19 protein-coding genes are annotated in these 19,122 nt (G+C 67.6%); 10 read left to right on the top strand and 9 right to left on the bottom strand.

Features of this window, described 5'->3' with window-relative positions; translation table 11 throughout:
• Window positions 1-2 precede the first annotated feature (2 nt).
• Window positions 3-1,274 (bottom strand): anthranilate 1,2-dioxygenase large subunit AndAc, encoded by a 1,272-nt coding sequence (gene andAc, locus KU887_RS29495; RefSeq protein WP_077190813.1) that lies wholly within the window; start codon window positions 1,272-1,274, stop codon window positions 3-5.
• 212 nt (window positions 1,275-1,486) lie between these two features.
• On the opposite strand from andAc, the gene andR reads away from it, so the two are divergent.
• Window positions 1,487-2,446: an anthranilate 1,2-dioxygenase regulatory protein AndR gene (gene andR / locus KU887_RS29490; RefSeq protein WP_034202656.1), complete on the top strand. Its 960-nt coding sequence runs from the start codon at window positions 1,487-1,489 to the stop codon at window positions 2,444-2,446.
• A 156-nt stretch (window positions 2,447-2,602) separates the two neighbouring features.
• On the opposite strand, the gene KU887_RS29485 is transcribed toward andR, so the two are convergent.
• The 3 genes from KU887_RS29485 to KU887_RS29475 all read right to left on the bottom strand — a co-directional run bounded on the left by KU887_RS29485 (window position 2,603) and on the right by KU887_RS29475 (window position 5,691).
• Window positions 2,603-2,914, bottom strand: a complete 312-nt coding sequence (locus tag KU887_RS29485; protein ID WP_012493170.1) for a hypothetical protein — start codon at window positions 2,912-2,914, stop codon at window positions 2,603-2,605.
• Window positions 2,915-2,958: 44 nt separating this feature from the next.
• Entirely contained in the window at window positions 2,959-4,635 is a 1,677-nt protein-coding gene (locus tag KU887_RS29480; RefSeq protein ID WP_258256601.1) for a methyl-accepting chemotaxis protein, read from the bottom strand.
• Window positions 4,636-4,800: 165 nt separating this feature from the next.
• Window positions 4,801-5,691, bottom strand: coding sequence for a LysR family transcriptional regulator (locus tag KU887_RS29475; protein ID WP_062885376.1), 891 nt, complete (start codon window positions 5,689-5,691; stop codon window positions 4,801-4,803).
• A 91-nt stretch (window positions 5,692-5,782) separates the two neighbouring features.
• Here KU887_RS29475 and KU887_RS29470 point away from each other — a divergent pair, with 91 nt between their 5' ends.
• From KU887_RS29470 to catC, 3 genes are read left to right on the top strand one after another with little or no spacing between them, the layout of a single operon-like run.
• A complete protein-coding gene (locus KU887_RS29470; RefSeq protein WP_058902842.1) occupies window positions 5,783-6,916 on the top strand; it encodes a muconate/chloromuconate family cycloisomerase in 1,134 nt (377 codons plus the stop codon).
• A 32-nt stretch (window positions 6,917-6,948) separates the two neighbouring features.
• On the top strand, window positions 6,949-7,851 hold the full coding sequence (gene catA / locus KU887_RS29465) for a catechol 1,2-dioxygenase (RefSeq protein ID WP_006496024.1): 903 nt from the start codon (window positions 6,949-6,951) through the stop codon (window positions 7,849-7,851).
• A gap of 43 nt (window positions 7,852-7,894) precedes the next feature.
• Window positions 7,895-8,185 (top strand): muconolactone Delta-isomerase, encoded by a 291-nt coding sequence (catC, locus tag KU887_RS29460; RefSeq protein WP_006484359.1) that lies wholly within the window; start codon window positions 7,895-7,897, stop codon window positions 8,183-8,185.
• Between the two features lie 180 nt (window positions 8,186-8,365).
• Here the strand turns inward: catC and KU887_RS29455 are convergent, their stop codons facing one another.
• Window positions 8,366-9,145: an NAD(P)H-dependent oxidoreductase gene (locus KU887_RS29455; RefSeq protein ID WP_006496025.1), complete on the bottom strand. Its 780-nt coding sequence runs from the start codon at window positions 9,143-9,145 to the stop codon at window positions 8,366-8,368.
• A gap of 86 nt (window positions 9,146-9,231) precedes the next feature.
• On the opposite strand from KU887_RS29455, the gene KU887_RS29450 reads away from it, so the two are divergent.
• Together KU887_RS29450 and KU887_RS29445 are read left to right on the top strand one after the other, a co-directional pair.
• Window positions 9,232-10,125, top strand: coding sequence for a LysR family transcriptional regulator (locus KU887_RS29450; RefSeq protein ID WP_006484342.1), 894 nt, complete (start codon window positions 9,232-9,234; stop codon window positions 10,123-10,125).
• A 164-nt stretch (window positions 10,126-10,289) separates the two neighbouring features.
• The gene (locus KU887_RS29445; protein WP_006484347.1) at window positions 10,290-10,694 is read left to right on the top strand and encodes a DUF2471 family protein; all 405 of its coding nucleotides are present in this window, start codon (window positions 10,290-10,292) and stop codon (window positions 10,692-10,694) included.
• Between the two features lie 187 nt (window positions 10,695-10,881).
• Here the strand turns inward: KU887_RS29445 and KU887_RS29440 are convergent, their stop codons facing one another.
• Window positions 10,882-12,915, bottom strand: coding sequence for an NADPH-dependent 2,4-dienoyl-CoA reductase (locus tag KU887_RS29440; protein WP_006484351.1), 2,034 nt, complete (start codon window positions 12,913-12,915; stop codon window positions 10,882-10,884).
• A 75-nt stretch (window positions 12,916-12,990) separates the two neighbouring features.
• Between KU887_RS29440 and KU887_RS29435 the strand changes: the two genes are divergently transcribed.
• Window positions 12,991-14,073 (top strand): AraC family transcriptional regulator, encoded by a 1,083-nt coding sequence (locus KU887_RS29435; RefSeq protein WP_258256592.1) that lies wholly within the window; start codon window positions 12,991-12,993, stop codon window positions 14,071-14,073.
• A gap of 13 nt (window positions 14,074-14,086) precedes the next feature.
• Here the strand turns inward: KU887_RS29435 and KU887_RS29430 are convergent, their stop codons facing one another.
• The 3 genes from KU887_RS29430 to KU887_RS29420 form a co-directional block, all read right to left on the bottom strand.
• A complete protein-coding gene (locus KU887_RS29430) occupies window positions 14,087-14,536 on the bottom strand; it encodes an aconitase X swivel domain-containing protein (protein ID WP_058902840.1) in 450 nt (149 codons plus the stop codon).
• Entirely contained in the window at window positions 14,529-15,776 is a 1,248-nt protein-coding gene (locus tag KU887_RS29425) for an aconitase X (RefSeq protein WP_258256590.1), read from the bottom strand. Before KU887_RS29425 ends, KU887_RS29430 begins: the two co-directional genes overlap by 8 nt.
• Before the next feature lie 202 nt (window positions 15,777-15,978).
• Entirely contained in the window at window positions 15,979-16,407 is a 429-nt protein-coding gene (locus tag KU887_RS29420; protein ID WP_006484349.1) for a MarR family winged helix-turn-helix transcriptional regulator, read from the bottom strand.
• A 92-nt stretch (window positions 16,408-16,499) separates the two neighbouring features.
• Between KU887_RS29420 and KU887_RS29415 the strand changes: the two genes are divergently transcribed.
• From KU887_RS29415 to KU887_RS29405, 3 genes are all read left to right on the top strand, one after another.
• Window positions 16,500-17,420, top strand: a complete 921-nt coding sequence (locus KU887_RS29415) for a LysR family transcriptional regulator (RefSeq protein ID WP_006491760.1) — start codon at window positions 16,500-16,502, stop codon at window positions 17,418-17,420.
• 109 nt (window positions 17,421-17,529) lie between these two features.
• Window positions 17,530-17,961 (top strand): MarR family winged helix-turn-helix transcriptional regulator, encoded by a 432-nt coding sequence (locus KU887_RS29410; RefSeq protein ID WP_006491751.1) that lies wholly within the window; start codon window positions 17,530-17,532, stop codon window positions 17,959-17,961.
• A 64-nt stretch (window positions 17,962-18,025) separates the two neighbouring features.
• A complete protein-coding gene (locus tag KU887_RS29405; protein WP_034202668.1) occupies window positions 18,026-19,120 on the top strand; it encodes an HlyD family secretion protein in 1,095 nt (364 codons plus the stop codon).
• Window positions 19,121-19,122: the final 2 nt, after the last annotated feature.

Below are 19,122 nucleotides of genomic sequence, written 5' to 3'. Positions count from 1 at the left end.
CCTCAATAGCCCATCAGCTTCTGGTAGCCGACCCAGAACTTGCGGATCAGGCTCTCGGTGATCACCGTGTCCTGCTGGTCCGGATTGCCGCGCGACATCTCGATCACCGACGTCGCATCGGCGTCGCGCACCGTGCCGCGCTGCACGAGCTCGGTCGCTTCGGTATCTTCCATCGAGATGTAGCCGGCCGGCCCGACGAGGTTCGCCTGCTTGATGCGCAGCGCGCGCAGCTCGGGCGTGTCGTCCGCATAGCCGAAGAAGTGGAAGATCAGCTCGAAGTTGTCGGGCCCTTTCGGCAGGATCTGCCGCGCGACCAGCGTGTTGTGGATCTGCTGGATCACGAGCTGCGGGAAGATCGGCTGGATATGGTTGGTGCAATCCTCGTCGTATTCCGATACGAGATCGAGGATCGATTCGTCTTCCAGATGGAAGCCCTCGTCGAACGAACGGATGTTCTGCTGCTTGTATGCGGCCGACGTGTCGTCATTCGTCTTCGTCACCGTGATGATGCTGTGCAGCCCGTGATTCGCATCCGGAATCGAGCGCGCCTTCATGCCGACGCGGAAGATGTTGAAGGTCGTATGGAACAGGTGCAGCATGCTCGCGTGATACGGGTCCTTCACGTTCTCCATGTACAGCTTCCAGTTCGACTTCGAATACTGGCGCGTGCAGCCGAGATACTCGATCGGCTTGTGGAAGATCCGGTCGATCCACGGACGCATCTGCTCGCCCAGATACTCGGGCAGCGGCGCGACCGCGTCGCTGAAGGTCGCGAACACGAGCCCGCGATAGCTGTCGACGCGCAGCTTGCGCAGCCCGTGCTGCTTCGGATCGAAATCGGCCGGCATCCCGGTCATCCCCTTCTGGCCGCGCCGGAACGGCACGCCGAGCAGGTTGCCCTGGTTGTCGAAGCTCCACTGGTGATAGACGCACGTGTGCGAACTCGCGTTGCCGCGCGACTTGCGGCACACCTGCGCGCCGCGGTGCGCGCAGCGGTTCACCCACGCGGACAGCGTGCCGTCCTCGGCGCGCGTGACGACCACCGGCGTGTCGCCGACGAACGTGCTCTTGAAATCGCCGACGTTCGGGATCTCCGCTTCGAGCGCGACGAAGTTCCACGTCGGCCCGCGGAAGATGCGTTCCTGCTCGCGATCGTAGACCGCCCGCGAGCTGAACACCTTGTACGGCACGCGCGAGCCGTCGTCGTGCGGAAAGGTCACGTCGGATGCGTCGCCGCGCTCCGCGAAAACGACGGGCGATTCTGTCTGCTCCATGTCGGACTCCTTGTCGATCCGTTGCGTTGAATGCATGGAGCCGATTTTTGAAAAGCTAATATTCAGCGTCTATCCGGAAAGTGCGATTGCGGCGGTGCAATATCCACTTTCGGCGGATTTCTGCGCTAGCATGACGGCACACGCGACCCGTCGCACGATCGCGACCCATTCGTCGGATCGAAGCGCGCGTCGCCCTACCAAGGCTGAGGCCCATGTCCCCAACGTCGTTCGAGCCGCTCGCGCTGCGCGCGCACCGGCTGTTCGAATCCCGCGATCTCGACGAAACGCGCGAGCGGATCTCGCGCGTGATGCAGCCGCACGCGCTGCTGCCGAGCGGCCGCGTGCAGGGCGCGTCGCACATGGATTTCGTCAAGCTGGGCGGGCTCGGGATCGGCACGATCGCGTTCGGCGACGCGATGCGCGTGCAGGTCGATGCCGTCGACGGCTACTACCTGCTGATGTTCTGCCTGTCCGGCCAGGCCGAAGTGCGCGCGATGGGGCGGCAGCTCGGCGTCGACGGCCAGACCGGCGTGCTGTGCGCGCCCGGTGAACGCTTCGACGCGGTGCTGTCGGCCGATTGCGAGCAGTTCGTGCTGCGCATCGACGCGGCGACCGTCGGCTCGCTGACCGGCGACCCGCGCGCGACGCTCGACCCCGTGCTGCACGTCAGCGACGCCGCGCTCGCCGCGTGGCGTCAGCAACTGATGCTCGTCGCGCGGTCGCCCGAGCTGCTCGAACGCGCGAACGCGAACCCGCGGGTCGCGTCGCAGCTTGAGCATCTGCTGATCGACCTGCTGATCGAAGGCCATCCGCCGTCCGTGCCGCAGGCGTCGCATCGCGACCCGGCGCCGGGCTTCGTGCGGCGCGCGCAGGAGTTCGTCGATGCGCACTACGCGCAGCCGCTGCAGCTCGCCGATATCGTCCAGGCCGCCAACGTGCCCGAACGGACGCTGCGCGACGCGTTCCTGCAATTCCGCGGGATGAGCCCGATGCAATATCTGCGCGCGACGCGGCTCGACCATGCGAGGGAGTTGCTGCGTGGGTCGACATCCGAGCGACGGATCGCCGATATCGCGCTCGATTGCGGGTTTACCCACCTGGGCCGGTTCGCGATCGCGTATCGGGAGAAGTTCGGCGAATCGCCGTCGGAAACGCTCGACGCCAGGCGCTGAAGCAGCCGTCCGCACACGCACTGCCGCACGGCCGTAGGCTGCATTTCGCGCGCCGTCCTGCCGATCGCCGTTCCCACCCTTCGCGCCTTCCGCGCGTGAGCGAGGTCGCCCCAATCGACGGCCGGTCGCACTCGCGCAACGACCTCGCGTCGCGATCTACGCCGGCGGGCCGCGCCGCGGCACGGCGTTGCTCGCCGCATCCGCGGATGGCCGGCGCGCAGGGTCGAGCCGTGCCGCCGCGCACGCCAGCGCCCCTTCGATCCGTTCGAGCATCGCGCGCGTGGCCTCGCTGCGCGGGCTCGCGCGCAGCAACAGCCCCAGCCACTTCAGCCGCCGCGCGAGCATCGGCACGACCAGCGTCCGGACGATCAGCCGCTGATCCCGGTCCAACGGATCGAAACGCACGCATGCGTCGACGAGCGCATCGAGCGTGAGTACCACGTGAGCAGAACGCGTCGAGCCATTCAAGGGCCGATACTCCCGTCGCAGCAGGCTGCGAACCGTTATCCCGATCAAAACGCCTTCCAGTCGACGGCGCCGCCCGCGACAGGGGCGCTCAGCCCCGCCGCCAGCGGTTTCGTCGGTGCGACGGCGAGCGCGGATGCAGGCGCCGACGACGCCATGACCGGCGCATCGTCGGCATTCGGCGCGAGCTTGAACGCCGCCATCGCCGCCTGCAGGCGGCCGGCCTGCGCCTCGAGCGAATGCGCCGCCGCGGCCGCCTGCTCGACGAGCGCCGCGTTCTGCTGCGTCACCTGGTCCATCTGCTCGATCGCCAGATTGACCTGCCCGATCCCCTGGCTCTGCTCCCGCGACGCGGCCGCGATTTCGGCGACGATATCGGACACCTGCTTGATCGCGAGCTTCACCTGCTCCATCGTCGCGCCGACGCCCGTGGCCTGCCGCGCGCTGTCGCGGATCATCGACACCGACGCGCCGATCAGTTCCTTGATCTCCTTCGCAGCCGCCGCCGAGCGCTGCGCGAGGCTGCGCACCTCGCTCGCGACCACCGCGAAGCCGCGCCCCTGCTCGCCGGCGCGCGCGGCCTCCACCGCGGCGTTGAGCGCGAGGATGTTGGTCTGGAACGCGATGCTCTCGATGACGCCCGTGATGTCGGCAACCTGGCTGGAACTGCTGCTGATCTGCCCGATCGTCGCGACCATGCTCTGCACGGCATCGTTGCCGGCATCGGCCATGCCGGTCGCGCGCGTCGCCAGCGTATTGGCCTGCTGCGCGTTGTCGGCGTTCTGCTTCACGGTCTCGGTCAATTGCGTCATGCTCGATGCGGTTTCCTCGAGCGACGCGGCCTGCTCTTCCGTGCGGGCCGACAGATCGGCATTGCCGCTCGCGATCTGGCGCGACGCAACCCCCACCGCTTCCGCGCTGCGCTTGATGCCGCGCACCGTCGCACCGAGTTGCCGATCCATCGTCGCCAACGCACCGAGCAACCGGCCGAATTCGTCGTGCGAGTCGACGTCGATCCGGTTGTCCAGCGACCCGCCGGCGATCTCGTCGGCCACGCGCACGGCCTTGCCGAGCGGCGTCGAGATGTGCCGCATCAGGTGCGCGGATACCCACGCCGCGACCAGCACGCCGATACCGATCAGGCCGATCGCGATCCACAGGATCATGACGAAGGTCGACGCGCTGTCGTCGACGAACGACTTCGCCTGATCGATGTTCAGTGCGATGTCGTCGTCGAGCGCCTGCTTGAGCGCGCCGGCGGCGGGCGCCAGCCGGTCGATCGCCGCGGCGGCCGCGTCGCGGTCCCCGCCGCCCACCGCCGCGAGTGCCGCGTCCACGCCGGCCCGGAACCGCGGCAGCACGTCGCGAATCCGGGCCGCGATGCGGCGCTCCTTGTCGCTCGTGATCGATTGGCCGTAATAGCGGTTCCATATCGTGTCGAGACGGCGTTGCCCGGCACGCGTCTCGTCGATCCCGCTGCGAACCCGCGCGGGATCGCGCTCGGACAACACCCCGCGCATCCGAAGCTGCGTCTCGAAGGTCGCGGCGCGAATTTCCGACAATTCGCTGATCGGCAAGGTGTTGTCCGTATAAGCATCATGGACGTTCGAATTCAGTCTCGACAGACCGAACAGGCCGAACACGCCGATGGCGACCATGAGCGCGACACACGCGGCAAGCGCGAAAAAGATCCTGAACTTGATGCTTTTCCCCAATCGGCTCACGCTGCTCTCCTCCACTGTTCCAGGGCGATGCGGAACGGGAAACCCCGCGTCCAACCCTGTTTACGGAGAGCGACATGGCCGATTTATCGGCTGCCGGCAGGATAGAAAAAACCATGTGCGGCAATAATCGGCATGCGGCGATCGTTTTGTGTCGGCCGTCAGCCATCACGCCGACGGCACGATCATCTCCCGCGCAATCGCGCAGAACGCCGCCGTCGCGGCGCTTTCGCCGTGCAGCCGGCGGCTCATGATGATCGGCGACGTCGCGCCCGGCTCCGGCAGCCGCCGGTAGACCACGCCCTTCACGCGTACGCCCTCCACGCTCTCGGGCACCAGCGACACGCCGACCTGCGCGGCGACGAGCCCGAGCGCGGTCTGCAGCTCGCGCACCTCGTGCACGGCCGCCGGCACGACCGCGCCGTCGCGCAGCGCGGACAATTGCTGATCGGCGAAGCTCGGCCGCGGCGTGCTCGGGTAGACGATCATCGTCTCGTCGGCGAGATCCGCGAGCGTCAGCGGCCGGCCCGGATCGGCGAGCCGATGCCCGGCCGGCAGCGCCGCGATCAGCTTTTCCTCGATCAGCGCCTCGCGCACCAGCTGGTCGTCGTCGAAGCGCAGGCGGCCGAACCCCACGTCGATCCGCCCGCCCTTCAGCGCACCGAGCTGTTCGAGCGTGAACATTTCGATCAGCGACAGCTCGACGTCCGGCTGCGCCTCGCGAAACGCACGGATCACGTCGGGCAGCGCGCCGTACAGCGTCGACGGCACGAAACCGATCACGATCCGCTCCGACAGTTGCGCGAGCCGCCGCGTCAGCGGCCCCAGTTCGTCGGCCTGGTCGACCAGACGCTTCGCCTGCGCATGGAACACGCGCCCGGCATCGGTCAGTTTCAGCGGCCGCGCGCCGCGTTCGAACAGCGGCAACCCGATCTCCTCCTCGATCGCCTGAAGCTGGCGGCTCAGCGGCGGCTGCGTCATGTGCAGCCGCTCCGCGGCCCGCGTGATGTTCATTTCCTCGGCGACGGCGATGAAGTAACGGAGCTGACGCAATTCCATTTCATGCCTCAAAGGTATGGAAGTAGTCGGAAAGAGTGTTGGACGACGCGGGGCGGGAATTCCTACCATGTGCACCAACAGGAGGAATCGCATGATAGCAACTGCCGCCACCATCGAACGCATCGACACGCTGCTGGTCGACGTGCCGACGATCCGGCCCCACAAATTGTCGGTCGCGACGATGAATTGCCAGACCCTCGTGCTGGTCCGCGTTCGATGCACGGACGGTATCGAAGGCGTCGGCGAGGCGACGACCATCGGCGGTCTCGCGTATGGCGAGGAGAGCCCCGAAAGCATCAAGGTCAACATCGACACCTACTTCGCGCCGCTGCTGCAAGGCATGGACGCGACGCGCCCGGGCGCCGCGATCGCGCGGGCGCGCAAGCTGTTCCAGGGCAACCGTTTCGCGAAATGCGCGATCGAGACCGCGCTGTTCGACGCGCAGGCGCGGCGCCTGGGCGTACCGCTGTCCGAGCTGTTCGGCGGCCGGCGGACCGATGCGGTCGATGTCGCGTGGACGCTCGCGAGCGGTGATACCCAACGCGACATCGCGGAAGCCGAAGCGATGCTCGACGCCCGCCGCCATCGCGCGTTCAAGCTGAAGATCGGCTCGAACGCGGTCGCCGACGACGTGGCCCACGTGGTCGCGATCAAGCGCGCGCTCGGCGAGCGCGGCGACGTGCGGGTCGACGTGAACCAGGCCTGGAGCGAAACCGATGCGATCTGGGCCGGCGCGCGGCTGGCCGACGCCGGCGTGAGCCTCGTCGAGCAGCCGATCGCCGCGACCAACCGCGCGGGGCTCAAACGCCTCACGCAGCTCGCGCAGGTGCCGATCATGGCCGACGAGGCGCTGCACGGCCCCGTCGATGCGTTCGCGCTCGCGCAGGATCGCGCGGCCGACGTGTTCGCGGTGAAGATCGCGCAGTCGGGCGGCCTGCAGGGCGCGGCGAGCGTCGCGTCGATCGCCGCGGCGGCCGGCATCGAACTGTACGGCGGCACGATGCTCGAAGGCGCGGCCGGCACGATGGCGTCCGCGCAACTGTTCAGCACGTTCGACTCGCTGAAATGGGGCACCGAACTGTTCGGCCCGCTGCTGCTCACCGAGGAGATCCTCGTCGAGCCGCTGCGCTACCAGGATTTCAAGCTGCATCTGCCGGCGACGCCCGGCCTCGGCATCACCTTCGACTGGGCCCGCATCGAACGGATGCGACGCGACGCCCGCTGATCCCCACACGACAACCGACACCGGAGACACAGATGAACAAGCAAGCCATCGACGCCCTGCTGAAGACCTTCGACGACGCCGCGGAAAAGCCCGGCAACCCGCGCGTGCGCGCGATCGTCAACCGGATCGTGAAGGACATCTGCTACACGATCGAGGACTTCGACGTGCAGCCGAGCGAATTCTGGACGGCCCTGAACTACCTGAACGAAGCCGGCCGCGAATTCGGGCTGATCGCCGCGGGCCTCGGCCTCGAACGCTTCCTCGACGTGCGGATGGACGAAGCCGAGGCCAAGGCCGGCATCCAGGGCGGCACGCCGCGCACGATCGAAGGGCCGCTGTACGTCGCCGGCGCGCCCGAATCGGTCGGCCACGCGCGGCTCGACGACGGCACCGATCCGGGCCAGACGCTGATCATGCGCGGCCGCGTGCTCGGCCAGGACGGCGCGCCGCTCGCGAACGCGCTGGTCGAGGTGTGGCACGCGAACCATCTGGGCAATTACTCGTACTTCGACGCGTCGCAGCCGGCGTTCAACCTGCGCCGCTCGATCCGCACCGATGCCGAAGGCCGCTACAGCTTCCGCAGCGTGCTGCCGGTCGGCTACAGCGTGCCGCCGGGCAGCAAGACCGAGCAATTGCTCGACCAGCTCGGCCGCCACGGCCATCGTCCGGCGCACATTCACTTCTTCGTTTCGGCGGACGGTTATCGTAAGCTGACGACGCAGATCAACATCGACGGCGATCCGCACCTGTGGGACGACTTCGCGTTCGCGACGCGCGACGGGCTGATCCCGCCGGTCAAGCAGGCGGAGGGCGCGGAAGGCAAGCCGTATGGCGTCGACGGGCAGTTCGCGCTGATCGACTTCGACTTCACGCTGCTCAAGGACAAGCAGGACGTGCCGGGCAGCGAAGTCGAGCGGGCCCGCGCGCAGGCGTGAGCGCCCTTCCCGTTCGACGAATCGACAACGCAAGGAGTGCAGGATGCTGTTTCATGTGGAAATGACCGTTCGCCTGCCGGCGGACATGGATCCGGTCAAGGCGGCCACGCTGAAGGCCGAAGAAAAGGCGATGTGCCAGCGGCTGATGAACGAAGGCACGTGGCGCCATCTGTGGCGGATCGCCGGGCAGTATGCGAACGTCAGTATTTTCGACGTCGAAAGCGTACAGCAGCTGCATGACGTGCTGAGCCAGCTGCCGCTGTTTCCGTATATGGAGATGGAGGTGCGGGCGCTGTGCCGGCATCCGTCTTCGGTGCGGGACGACGATCGGTAAGCAGCGATGAATCGCGGCCGTGCCCCACGGCCGCCAAATGGCACGAGATGCCACGAGAAGCACGACCCGGGCGGCCGCCGATGTCACGCAGGCCGCCCGGGTCGTTTGCATTCCGCGTCCGGCATCTTGCGTATGGCGGCGGTTGTCCGTGCCGCCCCGCGTCGGGGTGTGCAGCAGCCGTCAGGCGGTCACGTGTGCGGCGAACCCCACCTTCCCCGGCGCGATGTCCTCCTTCAACGTCAGCGCCGGAATCTCGTAATCGCCCGCGTTCTGCCGGCGAAACGGAATCGGCGGCGTGGTCCACAGAGCGTCGAGACGCTGGCCGAGCGCCGTACAGGTTTTGTCGAAGCGCGCGGCGTTCATCTTGCCCGTCTGATAGATCACGAACGGCGGCAGCACGTCGAACCCCGGGTAATACAGCACGCCGTGCTGGATCGGAAACAGCAAGTCGTCGATCGGCCCGTTGATGCCGCGCGGGCTGTAGTGCGACTCCCACCCGCCCGTCGTGACGACGATCATCGCGCGTTTGCCGGCCAGCGAACCTTCGCCGTAGCGATCGCCCCAGTGCGTATCGGAATGCTCGCCGACGCCGTACGCAAAACCGTACGCGTACACGCGCTCGAACCAGCCCTTCATGATCGCCGGCATCGAGAACCACCACAGCGGAAACTGCAGGATCACCGCGTCGGCCCACTTCAGCTTGTCCTGCTCGCGCGCGATGTCGTCGCTTTGCGTACCCGCCGCGAACGCGCGCCGCGAATCGAGCGACGGATCGAACCGCGCGTCGGGCGCGCGATCGGTCACGTCGTTCGCGTCCAGCACCGCCTTCCAGTTCATCGCATACAGGTCGCTCACCTGCACCGCGTGGCCGGCCGCTTCGAGATGCGCGACGGCGAAATCGCGCAGCGCGCCGTTCAGCGAACGCGGTTCGGGATGGGCATACACGATCAGCACATTCATCTTCGTCACTCCGCGGATTGAATGACTGCAGGATGCGGCCTCCGACGGTATATTTGAAATGAATTCCTGATATTCCAGGTATAGCCATGAATAATCTCAGAAGGCTCGATCTGAACCTGCTCGTCACGCTGGACGTGCTGCTCGCCGAGCACAACGTCACGCGCGCGGCCGAGAAGCTGAACATGTCGCAGCCGTCGGTCAGCGTGCAGCTGCAGAAACTGCGCGACGTGTTCGGCGATCCGCTGCTGCTGCCCGGGCCGCGCGGAATGCGGCCGACCGCACGCGCGGAAGCGCTGCGCGAGCCGTTGCGCGATGCGCTCGAAGCGGTCGAGCGCGCGGTGATTCCGGCCACGCCGTTCGATCCCGCGACCGCAACGAACACGTGGCGCGTGGCCGCGACCGACTACGGCGAATCGACGATCGTGCTGCCCGCGCTGCACACGCTGCGTTCGGCCGCGCCCGGCACGCGGCTGGCCGTCGTCGAACTGGTGCCGCCACGCATCGAACAGGATGCCGAACGAAACGGCATCGACCTGGCCTTTCATACGACCGAAGGGTCGCCACCGGACATGCGGCGCCTGCCGCTGTTCGTCGAGCGCTACGTGCTGATCGGCCGCGCCGGCCACCCGAAGCTGAAGCGGCGCCCCACGCTCGCGCAGTTCGGCACGCTCGAGCACGTGATCGTGTCGCCCGACGGCGGCGGCTTCTTCGGCGTGACGGACGAAGCGCTCGCGAAGGTCGGGGCCACGCGGCGCGTCGTGCTGTCGGTGCCGCACTTCCTGTTCGTGATGTCGGCCGTCGCGAGCACCGATCTCGTCGCGATGCTGCCCGAGCGGCTGGTGCGCGACGTGCCGGCGCTGCGCGTGGTGGACGCACCGGTCGAGGTGCCCGGCTATGAAATGTCGATGCTGTGGCACGAGCGCGTGCATCGCGATCCCGCGCATCGGTGGCTGCGGGAGACGATCGCGGCGGCGGTGTAGATCGTCCGCCCGATCCATGCGATCGCCCGCATCGATCGCCGATGCGCGAAATCCTGCATTCGGGGCTTGAAACCGCGCCGAACACTGTATATATTTACAGTGCTTTTGCACCATTTGACCCGAATTCCGTCATCCACAGACGAACGGACTTTTGTGAGGCGACCATGTTCCAGGCTTCCGCATTCGATCCCGAGCAACCCGGCTTCAATCCCGTCCACTTCGAGCGCGCCGCGCAGCGGGCGGTCGTCGATCTGCAGCGTGTCGTCGGCGGCCCCGCGCAGCGGGCGCTGGGCCTGCGCCGCCGCACCCACCCGGCGGCCGTGCGCACGATGAGCTGGCAGGCGCTGCTGAACGTCGAGGAGCTGGCGTTTTCGAATGCCGGGTTCCTGAACCGCAACGATCCGACCGTCGTCGACGCGTTCATCCGGCTGCGCGACAGCCGGCTGGTCGCCGCGGACGTCGAGGAACCGGTCGACTGGCACCGCGACGACGACGATCTGCCGGCCGTCTACCTGATCGTCAAGGCAATGCTCGAAGCGGAAGCGGAAGAGCGGGCCGAAGCGGCCTGAGTCGCGCCGGTCGATCGCGGGCACGGTCTGCGGGTGCGCGCCGCCACGTTGCGTGGTGGCGCCATCGGCGCCGCGGTTCGTCATGGTTGCCGCGCCCGCGAATGGGCGCATCAGTCCGCCAACCGTCGCGCACACTGATCATCGCCACGCGACGATCATCCGAATCGACCGCCGCAACGGCCGCCCGTTACAACCGCGCCGCCAGCCGCGCACCCTGATCGATCGCACGCTTCGCATCGAGTTCGGCGGCCAGCTCCGCGCCGCCGATCAGGTGCACCGAGCGCCCGGCCGCCTGCAGCGGCGCCAGCAACGCGCGCTGCGGCTCCTGCCCCGTGCAGAGCACGATCGTATCGGCTTCGATCAGTTCGTGATCGGTGCGCTGCTCGCCGTACGACACATGCAGCCCGCGCGCGTCGATCCGTTCGTAGTTCACGCCGCCGATCATCTTCACCTGTTTCATCTTCAGCGTCGCGCGGTGAATCCAGCCGGTCGTCTTGCCGAGCCCCTTGCCGAGCGGCGCGGCCTTGCGCTGCAGCAACGTCACTTCCCGCGCGGGCGCCGACACCTGCGCCCGCGTCACGCCGCCGCGCGTCGCGGCCGGGTCGGTCACGCCCCACTCGGCCTTCCATTCGTCCAGATCGAGCGCCGGCGACTCGCCGTCCTGCACCAGATATTCGGCGACATCGAAGCCGATCCCGCCCGCGCCCACCACCGCGACCCGCCGGCCGACCGGCTGCTTGCCCGCGAGCACGTCGATATAGCTGAGCACGTTCGGCCCGTCCTGCCCCGGAATCTTCGGGTCGCGCGGCGCGACGCCGGTCGCGAGCACGATCTCGTCGTAGCCGCCCGCGATCAGGTCGCTCGCGTCGACGCGGCGGTTCAGGTGCAGCTTCACGCCGGTCAGCTCGACTTGCCGACCGAAGTAATTCAGCGCTTCGTGAAACTCTTCCTTGCCCGGAATCCGCTTCGCCATGTTGAACTGGCCGCCGATCTCGGCCGCGCCGTCGAACAGGTCGACCTGATGGCCGCGCTGCGCGAGCACCGTCGAGCACGCGAGCCCGGCCGGCCCCGCGCCGACCACCGCGATACGCTTCGGCTGCGACGCAGGCGTGTATTTCAGCTCGGTCTCGTGGCATGCACGCGGATTCAGCAGGCACGACGCAATCTTGTTCTTGAACGCATGATCGAGGCACGCCTGGTTGCAGCCGATGCAGGTATTGATCTCGTCGGCCCGGCCCTGCGCGGCCTTGACGACGAACTCGGCATCCGCGAGCAGCGGCCGCGCCATCGACACCATGTCCGCGCAGCCGTCCGCGAGAATCTGCTCGGCCACTTCGGGCCGGTTGATCCGGTTGGTCGTCACGAGCGGGATGCCCACTTCGCCCTTCATCTTCTTCGTCACCCACGCGAACGCGCCGCGCGGGACCGACGTCGCGATCGTCGGCACGCGCGCCTCGTGCCAGCCGATCCCGGTGTTGATGATCGTCGCGCCCGCGCGCTCGACCGCCTTCGCGAGCTGCACGGTTTCGCGCCAGTCGCTGCCGTCCGGAATCAGGTCGAGCATCGACAGCCGGTAGATCAGGATGAAATCGCGGCCGACCGCTTCGCGCGTGCGCTCGACGATCTCGATCGGCAGGCGGATGCGGTTCTCGTACGCACCGCCCCACTGGTCGCTGCGCTTGTTCGTATGCATCGAGATGAACTGGTTGATCAGGTAGCCCTCGGAGCCCATGATCTCGACGCCGTCGTAACCGGCTTCGCGGGCCAGCTTCGCGCAGCGCACGAACGCGCGGATCTGCCGCTCGACCCCGCGCGCGCTCAGTTCGTGCGGCGCGAACGGCGAGATCGGCGACTTGATCTTCGACGGCGCGACCGCGAACGGGTGATACCCGTAGCGGCCCGTATGCAGGATCTGCAGCGCGATCTTGCCGTCCTCCGCGTGCACGGCGCCGGTGATCTCGCGATGCCGGCGCGCGGCGGCCGACGTCATCAGCGTGCCGCCGAACGGCTTGGTCCAGCCGGCCACGTTCGGCGCGAAGCCGCCCGTCACGATCAGGCCGACCCCGCCGCGCGCGCGTTCGGCGAAATATTCGGCGAGGCGCGGCAGCGTCTTGCGGCTGTCCTCGAGGCCGGTATGCATCGAGCCCATCAGCACGCGATTCTTCAGCGTCGTGAAGCCGAGATCGAGCGGGGCGAGCAGGTGGGGAAAGGGTGTCGTCATGATGAGTCGGCCAATAAGCGATGGCTGCCATCGTAGGCGCGCGCTGCCTTGAACGTGAGGGGGCAAACAGCCATAATGCTTGTCATTTCCGGCCAAATCGACATGACTTCCCCGTCTCGCAAGGATCGCCTCGGGCTACGCCGGCCGACGATTCCGGTCGCCTATACGCGCCTGCTGCTGCAGGCGCTGGCCGCGCGCGGCGTCGACCTGGCGGCCGTGCGCGCCGGCACGGGCCTGCGCGACGCGGTGCTGGCCGAACCGGACGCGCGCGTCGCGCCGTCGCAATGGGGGCGGCTCGTGCTCAACGCGATCGAAATCGGCGGCGATCCGGGCATCGGGCTCGCGTTCGGGCTGCTGCTGAAGCCGACCGTGCACGGCTTTCTCGGCTATGCGACGTTGACCGCGCGGGACATCCGTGAAGCGCTGTCGGTCACGCAGCGCTACTTCCGGATGCGCAATCGCCAGTACCGGCTGACCTATGCGGAAGACGAACGCGGCGCGACGCTCGAGTTGCACGGCGTGCAGGCGAATCCCGTCCTCCAGCATCACGTGATGTTCGAATTCGTGCTGACCGGGCTCGCACAGAACATCTCGCAATGGTCCGGCCGCGCGTCGCCGCCGATCACGCTGCAATTCGCATGGCCGGAACCCGCGTATTTCGCGCGCTATCGCGACCAGTTGCCGCCGGTGGCATTCGGCTGCGCGGCCAACGCGCTGTGGATCGCGCGCGATGCGCTCGACTGGCCGCTACCGCTCGCCGACGAGGTCGCGCACCGGCAGGCGCTCGTGCAGGTCGAGCGCGAATATGCGCAGGTGCGGCAGGAGGAAGGCGATCTGGTCGAGCGCGTGCGCGCGGAGCTGGCGCGCGCCGCCGGCGATTATCCGGGGCCGGACACGCTCGCCGATGCGCTGCTCGTGTCGACGCGCACGCTGCGGCGCCGGCTGGAGGAAGCCGGATCGAGCTATCGGAAATTGCTCGATGAAGCGCGGTTTCGCGACGCGAAGCAGTTGCTCGCCGCGTCGGATCTTGACCTGAAGACGATCGCCGAGCGGCTGCAATTCACCGACCCGGCGAACTTCACGCGCGCGTTCCGGCGCTGGGCCGGGCAGACGCCGAGCGCGTACCGGGAAGCGGCTGCGGGAGCGGCACGCGAATGATGCGCACCGCGCGTCAGCGGCCGATATGAATCCGCGCGCCGCCGTCGCCCTCGCCCGCTTCGATCCGCACGTCGCCGGTTGAAGCGACGATCGCGTCGTACACATCGTCGCCCACGCACACCACCGGCACCGCGATCGCATACAGCTCGGCGGCCACGATCGCGCCGATCGAGATGATCAGGTCGCGCTCCTTCAACACGATCCCGACCGGCCCCGTACCGTTGCGCACCGCTTCCGCGAGCACGCTGCTGCTCGAACTCGAGCCCTTCGCGTGCGGCATCACCATCACCTTGCCGGCGAGGCTCGCGCCGGCCTGCGGATGCCCGCGGTCGACGATCCGGCCCGCGCCCGAGTCGTAGCCGCCCCAGAAGCTCAGCGGCTTGTCGAGGATGAACGGGCGCGCGCACGCGCTGCCCGGCACGAGCGTGTCGCCCGTCAAGAATGTACCCGTCGTTTCAGTCATCGAATCGCACCTTGCCTTCGTACGCGGAGCGCACGCATTCGCGCATGCTGCCGTACGCGACCGTCACGCCGATGTTCGCGGGCGCATACGACGCCCATTTCCCCGAGTTGGTCATCACCAGCCCCGACAGTTGCTTCATCACCGGCGTGATGTACGTGCAGGTATCGACGACGATCTGGATGCCGCGCGCGGCGAATTTCTCCACGAGGCCGGCTTGCTCCAGTTCCCACAGAATGAAGCGGCTCGTGTTCACGTAGAAGTCGCACGCCGGCTTGCCGTCGAACGCGTCGAGCAACGTGTCGAGCGTGCGGAATTCGGCCAGCGAAAAATGCGGCGTGCCGAGCGCGACCGCGACGAGCGCGTCGCCGGCCGCACCGTGATTCAGCGTGCGGCGAATCTCGTCGAGATCGGCCATCGCGATATCGACCGTGCGCTGCGCGGCGCGGCCGTGCAACGCGGCGTCGAGCGTCGGCGCCTCGGGCGTCACGCCGACCGCATGGAACAGCGCGACGGCCCCGCTCGACGCGGCGGCCGCGCCGAGCGCCTTGAGTTCGTCCTCGGTGGTGTCCGCCGGCAACCCGACGATCGCCGGCACGACCGCGCCCGCGACCTTGCCGACCGCCAAACCGAGCGCGGCGAAATAGATGTCGCGCGACGGCAAGCGGCTGAAATCGGGCGCATTGAACACGATCCGCGCGGCGCGGTTCGCGTCGACATGCAGCCCCGCATACGGCGCGCGCCCGGTGATCGCGGCGGCCAGATCGAGAAAATCGCCGTAGCGGCTCGTGCACGCGCCGAGCACCGAGTTCGCGAACACGATCGCATTCGACTCGGCCCACGCGATCTGCTCGCCCTTCGCCGGACGATTCTTCAGCTGATACGGCGCGCACGTGAAGCTCGATTCGCAGCCGAGTTGCAGATGCGCGTCCATCAGGCGCTGCGCATCGCGCTGGATCGTGCGGTCGCCGTGGTACAGCTCGGGATGGATCAGGTCGAGCGACCCGACGTTCAAGGTGGTCGGCACCGCGACCTTCGCGCCCGTGTCGACGAAATAGTCGACGAAGTCGAGGCTCGTCTGGCCGTGATACAGACAGCCGTCGATATGGGCGGACGTAATGTCGATCAGGTGCGGCGCGGACATCACCTGCGCGGTGCGCGCAACGATCCGCATCGCGCGGGCGACGCCGTCGCCGAAATCCCCGCGCAACATGGCGTCGTCGCGGTCACTCAACTGCAGCATCGGTTGCTCCTCGTGACGCGTACCGGCGGCGGCGCCGGTTCGTGAAATCAGTCAGAGGACTCTACAACTGGAAATAAAAACTGTCCAGATAACCATCAAACCGGACATCATTAAAACCAATTCCAGCAATCGACTACTTCCAAGCCGACCAATGGCCTGAATTTCGCGCCAGTTGATCGCCACACCGCCACGCCAGCCCCGCCTACCGTTCCGCCGTCAGGCTGAACAATTCATTGCGCAACGCCTTCGCGCGCTCGCGGCCGAACTGCGTGTCGAATTCGTCCTGCGCGGCCTGCCACGCGACTTTTGCCTGCGCGAACGTACGCTCGCCGAGCTTCGTGAGGTGCAGCGCATGCGCGCGTGCATCGTGCTCGGACGCCGCCGTCGAGACGAAACCGTCGCGCTGCAACGGCTTCAGCGCACGCAACAAGGTCGTGCGGTCCATCACGAGCATGTCGGCAAGTTCGCTCATCAGGAGGCCCGGGTGGCGCGTGAGGTTCGCCATGATCGAGAACTGGGCGGGCGTGACGCCGACCGGGGCCAGATGGCGTTCGTACAGTTGCGTGACGAAGCGCGCTGCCTGACGCAGCGCGAGACAGTTGCACGCCTGGGCAATCGAGGTGTCGTTCATGTTCGGCAATTTATATGTGCATATGCATAAAGTCAATGTACACTCCGCCGTAACAGCGGCCGGCGGCCGGCCATCGCGTCAAGGAGACCGACATGGACTACATCGACAAGCTGCGCATCTTCCGGTCGGTGGTGGAGATGCGCAGCTTCACGCGCGCCGCCGACATGCACGGCCTCGCACGGCCGGTCGTATCGCGTGCGGTCGCGGATCTGGAGGCGCGTTTCGGCAGCCGGCTGCTGCACCGGACGACCCGCCAGGTGTCGCTGACCGAAACGGCCGAGCGCATCTACGAGCGTTGCGCGGCCGTGCTCGACGAACTCGACGCGCTGGAAGTGGAAGCGCAGACGCACACGCGCGAGCCCGAAGGCCTGCTGCGCCTCGTCGCGCATACGACGGCCGCGCTGAACCGGCTCGTGCCGCTGATCGCCGGCTTCAAGCGCGCGCATCCGAACGTGCGCCTCGACGTCACGCTGACCGAGCGCCCGGTCGATCTGGTCGGCGAAGGCTACGACATCGGCATCGTCGTGCCGTACATGCTGACGAGCGAATCGACCGTCGTGCGGCTGGTCGAGCGCATTCCGGTCGTGATCGTCGCGACGCCTGCGTATCTGCAGACGCATGCGCGCCCCGAGACGCCGGCCGACCTCGCCGATCACGCGTTCGTGCCGATCTCGCCGTCGCTGCGCCGCCCGGCGCTGTCGTTCCGGGTCGACGGCGACATGCTCACCGTGCCGTTCCGTTTCGACATCTCGTCGAACAGCCCCGTGTTCAACCGCGAAATGGTGATGCACGACTTCGGCATCGGCGTCGTCCCGAAGACGCTCGTCCAGGCCGAACTCGCATCGGGCGCGCTCGTGCAGTTGCTGGAAGAAGCCGATCTCGTCGACGCGTTCGTCGAAATCAAGCTCGCGTACGCGAACCGCGCGCTGCTGCCCGCGAAGGTGAAGGCGTTCATCGACTACACGGCCGCGTACTGCGACCGCGAAGGCTGGATCGTTCCGGCGGCGGCGTGACGCCGGGCGCGCGAATGCGCGTTTCCGACGCCGATTGATACAGCCACGACACCAATCTGATCCCGCCGCGCCCCTCGCTTCGCGCCGCGTCGCCACCTAACATGTGCACATGCACAAGACCACGCTCACCGATGACGATTGCTTCGCGGTCCGGCAAGCCGCCCGGCGGATCTCGCAGTTCTACGAGCGCTACCTGTCGCGGGCGGGCGTCACGCCGTCGCAGTACAGCATCCTCGCGCTGCTGCGCGAGCGGCCCGGCCTGACGATGGCGACGCTGTCGAACGTGCTGGTGATCGAACGCACCGCGCTGTTGCGCGCGCTCAAGCCGCTCGTCGGCGCGGCGCTGGTGACGGGGCGGATCGAGCCGCCGTGCCGCGGTCAGACCTTCGCGCTGACCGCGCACGGCGAAACGAAGGTGGCCGATGCGCACGTGCACTGGCTCGCCGCGCAGGAAGCGTTCGAGCGGTGCTTCGGGTCGGTGCAGGCGGCCCGACTGAGAGACGAATTGTTCCGCATCACGCACAACCTGCCGGAACGCTAACCCTTTCCCCGATCGACGTCGTGCCGTCGATCGCTTTAATAAGTGCATATACATAGGTGAATCGATGGATACGACCCAAGACGCTGCCTCGTCACGCGAAGCAGCCACAACCGAGCGGCCCGCCAAGCAGCAACGCCGCGTACCGTGGATGCGCATCGCGGTGGGCGCCGTCGTCGTCGTGGTCGCGGCCGCCGCGCTCGACTGGCTGTTCGTGCTGCGCTTCCAGGAAAGCACCGACGACGCGTACGTCGGCGGCGACGTGACCGTGCTCGCACCGAAGGTCAACGGCTTCGTCGACAAGATCCTCGTGACCGACAACCAGCGCGTGAAGGCCGGCGACGTGCTCGTGCAGCTCGATGCGCGCGACTACGACGCGAAGCTCGCGCAGGCCAGCGCCGAAGTCGACAGCGCGCGCTCCGCCGTGACCGAACTCGAAGCGAAGCAGCAACTGCAATACGCGGTGATCGGCCAGCACGCGGCCGACAAGAACGCGTCGTCGGCCGAGCTGACGCGCGCTGCGTCGGACCGCGTGCGCTACCGCGAATTGGTGAAGTCGGACGCCGTATCGAATCAGATCGTCGAGCGCGCGGATGCCGATTACTCGAAGGCCGGCGCGGCCGTCGAACGCAGCGACGCCGCGCTGCTCGCATCGAAGCGGCAGCTCGACGTGCTCGGCGCGCAGCTCGCCGATGCGCGGGCCCGCGTGAACACCGCGCTCGCCGCGCAGCGCGTCGCGGCGCTCAACGTCGAATACACGACGATCCGCTCGCCGGTCGACGGCTACGTCGGCAACCGCACGGGGCGCGTCGGGATGCTCGCGAACGTCGGCGTGCCGCTGCTGACGGTCGTGCCGGCCTCCGGCCTGTGGATCGACGCGAACTTCAAGGAAGACCAGTTGCGCAAGATGCGCGCGGGAGACCGCGTCGACGTCGCGCTCGATGCGTCGAGCACGCGCCTGCACGGCCGCGTCGACAGCCTGGCGCCCGCGACCGGCGCCACCTTCAGCGTGCTGCCGCCCGAGAACGCGACCGGCAACTTCACGAAGATCGTCCAGCGCGTGCCGGTGCGCGTGCATCTCGATCCGCAGCCCGGTATCGAGCAGGTGCTGCGCCCCGGCCTGTCCGCGGTCGTGACCGTGCATACCGACCACCAGCACTGAGC

Source organism: Burkholderia sp. EMB26, from assembly GCF_024730645.1.
GTDB lineage: Bacteria > Pseudomonadota > Gammaproteobacteria > Burkholderiales > Burkholderiaceae > Burkholderia > Burkholderia cenocepacia.
Note: the sequence above shows the minus strand (reverse complement) of the source record. Positions and strands in the feature narration are given on the sequence as shown.

Excerpts from the sequence above, each read along its gene's own strand:
- andR (WP_034202656.1), top strand. The coding sequence starts at position 1,487 with ATGTCCCCAACGTCGTTCGAGCCGCTCGCGCTGCGCGCGCACCGGCTG.
- KU887_RS29410 (WP_006491751.1), top strand. The coding sequence starts at position 17,530 with ATGCACAAGACCACGCTCACCGATGACGATTGCTTCGCGGTCCGGCAA.
- KU887_RS29450 (WP_006484342.1), top strand. The coding sequence starts at position 9,232 with ATGAATAATCTCAGAAGGCTCGATCTGAACCTGCTCGTCACGCTGGAC.
- KU887_RS29420 (WP_006484349.1), bottom strand. The coding sequence starts at position 16,407 with ATGAACGACACCTCGATTGCCCAGGCGTGCAACTGTCTCGCGCTGCGT.
- KU887_RS29445 (WP_006484347.1), top strand. The coding sequence starts at position 10,290 with ATGTTCCAGGCTTCCGCATTCGATCCCGAGCAACCCGGCTTCAATCCC.
- KU887_RS29470 (WP_058902842.1), top strand. The coding sequence starts at position 5,783 with ATGATAGCAACTGCCGCCACCATCGAACGCATCGACACGCTGCTGGTC.
- KU887_RS29440 (WP_006484351.1), bottom strand. The coding sequence starts at position 12,915 with ATGACGACACCCTTTCCCCACCTGCTCGCCCCGCTCGATCTCGGCTTC.
- KU887_RS29435 (WP_258256592.1), top strand. The coding sequence starts at position 12,991 with ATGCTTGTCATTTCCGGCCAAATCGACATGACTTCCCCGTCTCGCAAG.
- KU887_RS29455 (WP_006496025.1), bottom strand. The coding sequence starts at position 9,145 with ATGAATGTGCTGATCGTGTATGCCCATCCCGAACCGCGTTCGCTGAAC.
- KU887_RS29425 (WP_258256590.1), bottom strand. The coding sequence starts at position 15,776 with ATGCTGCAGTTGAGTGACCGCGACGACGCCATGTTGCGCGGGGATTTC.
- catC (WP_006484359.1), top strand. The coding sequence starts at position 7,895 with ATGCTGTTTCATGTGGAAATGACCGTTCGCCTGCCGGCGGACATGGAT.
- andAc (WP_077190813.1), bottom strand. The coding sequence starts at position 1,274 with ATGGAGCAGACAGAATCGCCCGTCGTTTTCGCGGAGCGCGGCGACGCA.
- KU887_RS29475 (WP_062885376.1), bottom strand. The coding sequence starts at position 5,691 with ATGGAATTGCGTCAGCTCCGTTACTTCATCGCCGTCGCCGAGGAAATG.
- catA (WP_006496024.1), top strand. The coding sequence starts at position 6,949 with ATGAACAAGCAAGCCATCGACGCCCTGCTGAAGACCTTCGACGACGCC.
- KU887_RS29415 (WP_006491760.1), top strand. The coding sequence starts at position 16,500 with ATGGACTACATCGACAAGCTGCGCATCTTCCGGTCGGTGGTGGAGATG.
- KU887_RS29430 (WP_058902840.1), bottom strand. The coding sequence starts at position 14,536 with ATGACTGAAACGACGGGTACATTCTTGACGGGCGACACGCTCGTGCCG.
- KU887_RS29405 (WP_034202668.1), top strand. The coding sequence starts at position 18,026 with ATGGATACGACCCAAGACGCTGCCTCGTCACGCGAAGCAGCCACAACC.